At 36.8% G+C, this 5,295-nt stretch carries 6 protein-coding genes and 1 pseudogene; 5 read left to right on the top strand and 2 right to left on the bottom strand.

What is annotated here, in order from left to right; genetic code table 11:
* The 4 genes and pseudogenes from HMPREF0014_RS25140 to HMPREF0014_RS25130 all read left to right on the top strand — a co-directional run.
* A partial coding sequence (locus HMPREF0014_RS25140) for a plasmid replication DNA-binding protein (RefSeq protein ID WP_020992416.1) occupies nt 1-491 on the top strand: 491 nt, incomplete at its 5' end.
* Nucleotides 492-921: 430 nt separating this feature from the next.
* Nucleotides 922-1,368, top strand: coding sequence for a GNAT family N-acetyltransferase (locus tag HMPREF0014_RS25135; protein ID WP_006581726.1), 447 nt, complete (start codon nt 922-924; stop codon nt 1,366-1,368).
* Nucleotides 1,369-1,692: 324 nt separating this feature from the next.
* Nucleotides 1,693-1,785, top strand: a pseudogene (locus tag HMPREF0014_RS26065) (IS5/IS1182 family transposase); the annotation flags it as partial.
* Between the two features lie 164 nt (nt 1,786-1,949).
* Nucleotides 1,950-2,402, top strand: coding sequence for a BLUF domain-containing protein (locus HMPREF0014_RS25130; RefSeq protein ID WP_006581725.1), 453 nt, complete (start codon nt 1,950-1,952; stop codon nt 2,400-2,402).
* A gap of 121 nt (nt 2,403-2,523) precedes the next feature.
* On the opposite strand, the gene HMPREF0014_RS25125 is transcribed toward HMPREF0014_RS25130, so the two are convergent.
* Together HMPREF0014_RS25125 and HMPREF0014_RS25120 are read right to left on the bottom strand one after the other, a co-directional pair.
* Nucleotides 2,524-2,955 (bottom strand): hypothetical protein, encoded by a 432-nt coding sequence (locus HMPREF0014_RS25125; RefSeq protein ID WP_006581724.1) that lies wholly within the window; start codon nt 2,953-2,955, stop codon nt 2,524-2,526.
* 17 nt (nt 2,956-2,972) lie between these two features.
* Nucleotides 2,973-3,239: a hypothetical protein gene (locus HMPREF0014_RS25120; protein ID WP_006581723.1), complete on the bottom strand. Its 267-nt coding sequence runs from the start codon at nt 3,237-3,239 to the stop codon at nt 2,973-2,975.
* A 209-nt stretch (nt 3,240-3,448) separates the two neighbouring features.
* Between HMPREF0014_RS25120 and mobQ the strand changes: the two genes are divergently transcribed.
* On the top strand, nt 3,449-4,882 hold the full coding sequence (mobQ, locus tag HMPREF0014_RS25115) for a MobQ family relaxase (protein WP_006581722.1): 1,434 nt from the start codon (nt 3,449-3,451) through the stop codon (nt 4,880-4,882).
* Nucleotides 4,883-5,295 lie beyond the last annotated feature (413 nt).

Here is a 5,295-nt window from a genome sequence, read left to right as displayed (position 1 = left end):
AAGCCATATATGCACATATAAACAAAGGAAATTTATCTAAAGGATCTGATGGCTTAATTGACTTTTCAGAGGCCCTAAGAGTTTTTGGGGAACCACAAAAAAAAGAGGATACAGTCAATCAAAGTCAATCAATTAACAGTCAAAACTTGACAGAAGTTGACTTACTAAAACGTCAAGTTGACATACTGGAAAAACAATTAAATCAGGCAATACAGAGAGAAAATCAATCTTTAGAACGTGAATCGTTTTATCAAGAGCAGATTGAAGCTATGCAGCGCTTACTAGAAGCACCAAAAGCCAATATGACTACGTTTACCGATCAGAGCTTTAAACAGGATATAGCAACGGATCCTCGGTCGGAACTAGCACCGAACTATGACGAATTGACTACTCCTCAGCAAGACAATAAGCGTATTCCTATCCCGGAGCATGTTGAACCAGAACCGAAGAAGAGAGGCTTCTTAAGCCGCTTTTTCCTTCCATATGGTTAGCCAGGACTCCAATTTTTTGATGAGCCAATTTCAGTGCAAGCACATGAAATAATGACTCATCAAAAAACCGGATAATGTTTATTAAAACTGAATAAAACCGTGGAACATTGATCAAAGAATAAGCGTGGAACATGAAAAATCATAAAAAAAGCCCACCTTGGGGAAGATGGGCTATCAACTAGAAACTACAGCATTGATTTCTAAGTGGAATTATAGCGTATTTCGTATAAGGTGTATTATGTTAATTTTAGCTATTTTTCATAATACAGCTTTTCGTAAGGCTCACATTTAAACACATTTGTTCTTTATGATTATTCGCTCAAATAAAACTTCCTTATATACAATATTATTAAAATTCAAATATTTACTTACAAATAATATAAAAATATGTATATGCTTATTAAGCATTTAATATTTGGAGCTTGATGTAATGAATACTCTTTTTGAACCAGAATTAAACGATTTAGAATCCTTAGCTGAAATTTTTAATGCATATAGGGTTTTTTACCATCAAGAACCAAATATAGATTTAGCACGGAAATTTATTCATGAGAGGATTACTCAAAAGGATTCAAAAATTTTTATAAAGAAAGATGAACTCAATAACATTCTTGGTTTTATCCAGCTTTATCCCACGTTTTCATCTGTTTCAGCAGGAAAAGCTTGGATTTTAAATGATTTATATGTACATGAAATGAATCGTAGACAAGGTATTGCTGAAGAATTAATGCAACATGTAATTCAATTTGGTAAAAATACGAATGCTAAATATCTCGCTTTAGAAACACATTTTGATAATGTACCAGCACAAACACTTTATAAAAATATGGGATTTATCGAACAAGATAAGACAAAGTTATTTGAATACTCTTACTAATCTATCTCTATTTAACATAATGGCGATTATACGAAGTACACTTGTATATTAATATAAATATCAGATACTTATTTAAGCCATAAAAATCTAAAAATGCCCCAAAAGCCGATTTTGAAACAAATCGGCTTTTTTATGAGCAGTTTTGATACTTCTTGCCAATAAAATTGTTTAAAAAATAGTCGATTTTGCGATTTTTCAAATTTTATCAATGCCTCAATGTCCAAAATTATCCACATTTTTTGTGGATAAAATTTAGGCTATTTTGTACGCCCTGGCGCACAACAATCTCGGCTCTTTGCGGCTACCTGGAACAGTGGAATTTTACGATATGATAAGCTAAAGTGTAGCTATGAGGGGGCAGTTGCATTAGCTTGTATATTTATTTGGCTACCTTTATCGGGTAAATTCTATACTTGAAATGTCAACAGACCCTAATCGTATTAAAAATTTTTAAAATTTTCATTAGACTTCTTGCGTTAGTCAAAATTTAAACAGCCCAAAGCTACATTTTATAAGGTTTTAGCCAATTCAAAAATTAGGTAAAACGATACTTTCGCAAGAGGTCTATTAAGGCAAAAGCTATGAATGACTTTAGACTACTATATGTAAGTAAGATCAAAAGTAATATTAATCCGGTAAATGATCTATATGATATTTTGACAGAAGCCGTAGCTTTTAATAGCCTAAATGAAATTTATGGTGTTCTTTATTATGGAAACGATTACTTTATTCAATGCGTAGAAGGTCAGAAAGATAAAGTAGAATATCTATTTTATGAAAAAATTTTAAAAGATCCACGTCATAAAAACTGTGAAGTTTTATCTTTCGAAAATATCGAAAAATATTTATTTTCTGCATGGCATATGAAATATGCCATGATTCATAAAGAAGTTATTGATTTCTTTAAGCATTATCATAATGATGAATTTAATCCTTATTTACTGAATAGCTCTACTATTCCAGCTTTTATAGAGCTGTTAAGCACACATGGAGATAGCTTTTCTATCTTAAAAAGTAAAGCTTTAAAAAAGTAAAGCTTTAACTTAACCAGTACAAAAATTATTTAGAATAAAATTAATATAATAAAGTGCTTTCAAAAGACTTATGAATTAAGTCTTTTGATCATGCATTTAACATAAAATCTCTTATGCGAAATTACATACCAACTTTAACCACATTGTGGACAGGTTGAAGTTTAGAGATAAGAAAAACCTCTAGAGCATTTGCTAAATAAGCCCTATCACGTTCAAAGCCTATCGTAATGATGGATCCGGCATCTTTCAGTCTTGGATCTATCGCAATATATTCAGTTTTATCTTCATTCCATCGGCAATATTTCATTACCCTGGCGCTTAAGCCATTACCACGGTAACGGCCAGCACCTCTAGAAGTCCCAACACCAATATAAGTCACTAGATCCCCTTTAATAAACGCATATACACCTTGTTTATCGTAATTAGGAATTTTCCCAAAATTAAAATGTACTGGTGACCATTCAGGGGGCTTTCCTAATAGATCTACGTTCCAGTGATGTTCAAAAAATAGTTTTGTCTTCTGTATTAACTCATCAAGTGTTGGATCTTCCACAACTCATCTCTCAAAATTTATAAATTAAAAAGCTTACGATCTCTTTCATCCGTTAAATACTTATCCATTTGAGCAATCAGTTTTGCCCGAGCCTGTTCATCTTCTTCAGTGATTTTCAGCATGCATGACCCAATCAAAATCTTACGTCTGGTATCGTCCTTTCGTGCCTGTTCTTTCTCTTTGGCACGTTCTCTTGCCAATGCTGCCTGTCTTTGAGCCTTAAGCTGTTTCAGCTTCTCTTCCTGTGCCTTAATCTTGCTATCTAAAGTTTCAGTAACGCTCATTCATTCAATACCATCATCCTGGGAAACCATCCCTAACATAAGCGCACTTGAATATGCATTCAAGGTGCTATATGTATAGTAATGTTTTCCTCGAAGAGCGCACTTATGCAAACTTCGTTTGCAAGTCCGATTGGGGGGACCCCAATACCCCGACAACCGTATACACGGTTGTATTTCACTACGTGAAAATTTAAAAGCGAAAAACAGGCATGGCGATTTACCACTTTTCAGTTAAAACCATAGCACGATCTGCAGGGCGTTCCGCCACTGCTGCAATCGCCTATCGGGCGGGTGAAAAGATTTATTGCGAACGTGAAGGCCGGGAACATGACTACAGCCGAAAGACTGGTGTGGAACACAAAGAGATTTATTTACCTGAAGGCGCACCAAAGCATTTAAAAAACCGGGAAAAACTCTGGAACGAAGTTGAACAAAGAGAAACTCGAAAAAATTCCACAGTCGCCCGGGAGTTTGAAATTGCCTTTCCCCGTGAACTGAACCAGGAACAACGCCTGGCCATGCTTGAGGATCTATGTTCTAAAATCGTAGAAAGGCACCAGGTGGCGGTTGATGCCTGTATCCATGCACCGCATACCGGATCCGGCAGTGATGAGCGCAATTATCACGCCCATATTCTGATGAGCACACGTAAACTCACTCCAGAAGGTTTTACAAAGAAAACCCGGGAACTCGATCAGAAACACAGTGGAGAAATCGAACACTGGCGTGAACAGTTTGCTGATATCTGCAATATGCACCTGGATATGGCCGGATCCACCGCCCGAGTCGATCATCGCAGCTACAAAGACCAGGAGAATGGTCTGGAAGCGACTTTGCATGAGGGACCGAAAGTGACCGAACTGCGCCGGAAAGGGATTGAGACCGAAATCAGCCGAAGCAATGATGAAATCAAACAGAGAAATCAGGCTCAGCTGCAATACGGCAAAAATATGGACATGCTGATTGCTGAAAATGAGATAAAACTCAGCAAACTGAAAAAAGAACAGCAGATTCAAATCAAACATAGCGCTAGAACGCCACCAATTGACGAAAAAGACGTGTTTGAGGAAAAACAGAGGGAATCCCTGGCTAAAGTACTTCAAGGCGAAATCAGCGCAAAAGACGCGAATCTGGATCTAGGTTTCATGCAAAGCAGCCTTGAAAAGGCCACAAATACCCTAAACAAGCTGCAAAAGCATCAAAATGAGTTCGCACAAAACCTGGCCGAGGACATTATCCGGACAGAATTAAAGAAAAGCCGGGACCAATTACAAAGCCTGGTTGAGCAACATGCAGAACTCAGCAAAAAGAAACCGCTGCTATTTGGGAAAAAAGCCTGGGAAGAACAGCGTGAAGATATTTACCGAAAACACCAGCACTTAAAAAGCCAACACGAAGACAAGAAACAACATGGTGTAAAAAACTTACTGGGTAAAGACGAGTTTAGAACCTATGCCTGGAAACAATACCAAAAACATCACCCAGCGAAAGCTGAGCAATATCAGAAGCTCTACAGCTCCTATCGTGTCATCAAAAAACATATCGATGAAATCAAAGCAGAACAACAGCTGAAACTCAGACAAGAACAACGACTCAAACAACAGCAAGTACCAAAAATGAAATCTCGTGGCATGAGTCGTTAAACAGAGCGAGTGTCTACGAGCGAACTGAAAAAATTCGCGCCTCGACTTCCTGAAAAACAGCTTTTTAGGCAAGTTAGCCTAAGAAAGCGTTCATCACATGCAGAAAATTGAACCTAGACCGAGCGAAGCGAGCATAAAAAACTTATGAGCGAAGCGAATTCCGAGTTGCTTTTGCTTTTTCTAAAAGTCACGCAAATATTAACCAAAAATTGCCCCGACGAATCGAGCGAAAGCGAGATTCAATAGAGTTTGAGCGAAGCGAAAACCAAGGGCAATTTTTCATTCTCTGGGCTTTTAATTATTTTTAAGCTTTTAAATGCTTTTAACTAAGCTGTAATCCTTTATTCATAATGGTTCTAGAGATATTAAAACGAGGTTTACCTTGCATTAAAACGAGGTTTACCTTGCATTAA

It is taken from the genome of Acinetobacter sp. RUH 2624, assembly GCF_000162375.2.
In the GTDB taxonomy this organism is placed as follows: Bacteria; Pseudomonadota; Gammaproteobacteria; order Pseudomonadales; family Moraxellaceae; genus Acinetobacter; species Acinetobacter nosocomialis.
This window is presented reverse-complemented; position numbering and strand designations above follow the sequence as displayed.

Excerpts from the sequence above, each read along its gene's own strand:
- HMPREF0014_RS25120 (WP_006581723.1), bottom strand. The coding sequence starts at position 3,239 with ATGAGCGTTACTGAAACTTTAGATAGCAAGATTAAGGCACAGGAAGAG.
- HMPREF0014_RS25130 (WP_006581725.1), top strand. The coding sequence starts at position 1,950 with ATGAATGACTTTAGACTACTATATGTAAGTAAGATCAAAAGTAATATT.
- mobQ (WP_006581722.1), top strand. The coding sequence starts at position 3,449 with ATGGCGATTTACCACTTTTCAGTTAAAACCATAGCACGATCTGCAGGG.
- HMPREF0014_RS25135 (WP_006581726.1), top strand. The coding sequence starts at position 922 with ATGAATACTCTTTTTGAACCAGAATTAAACGATTTAGAATCCTTAGCT.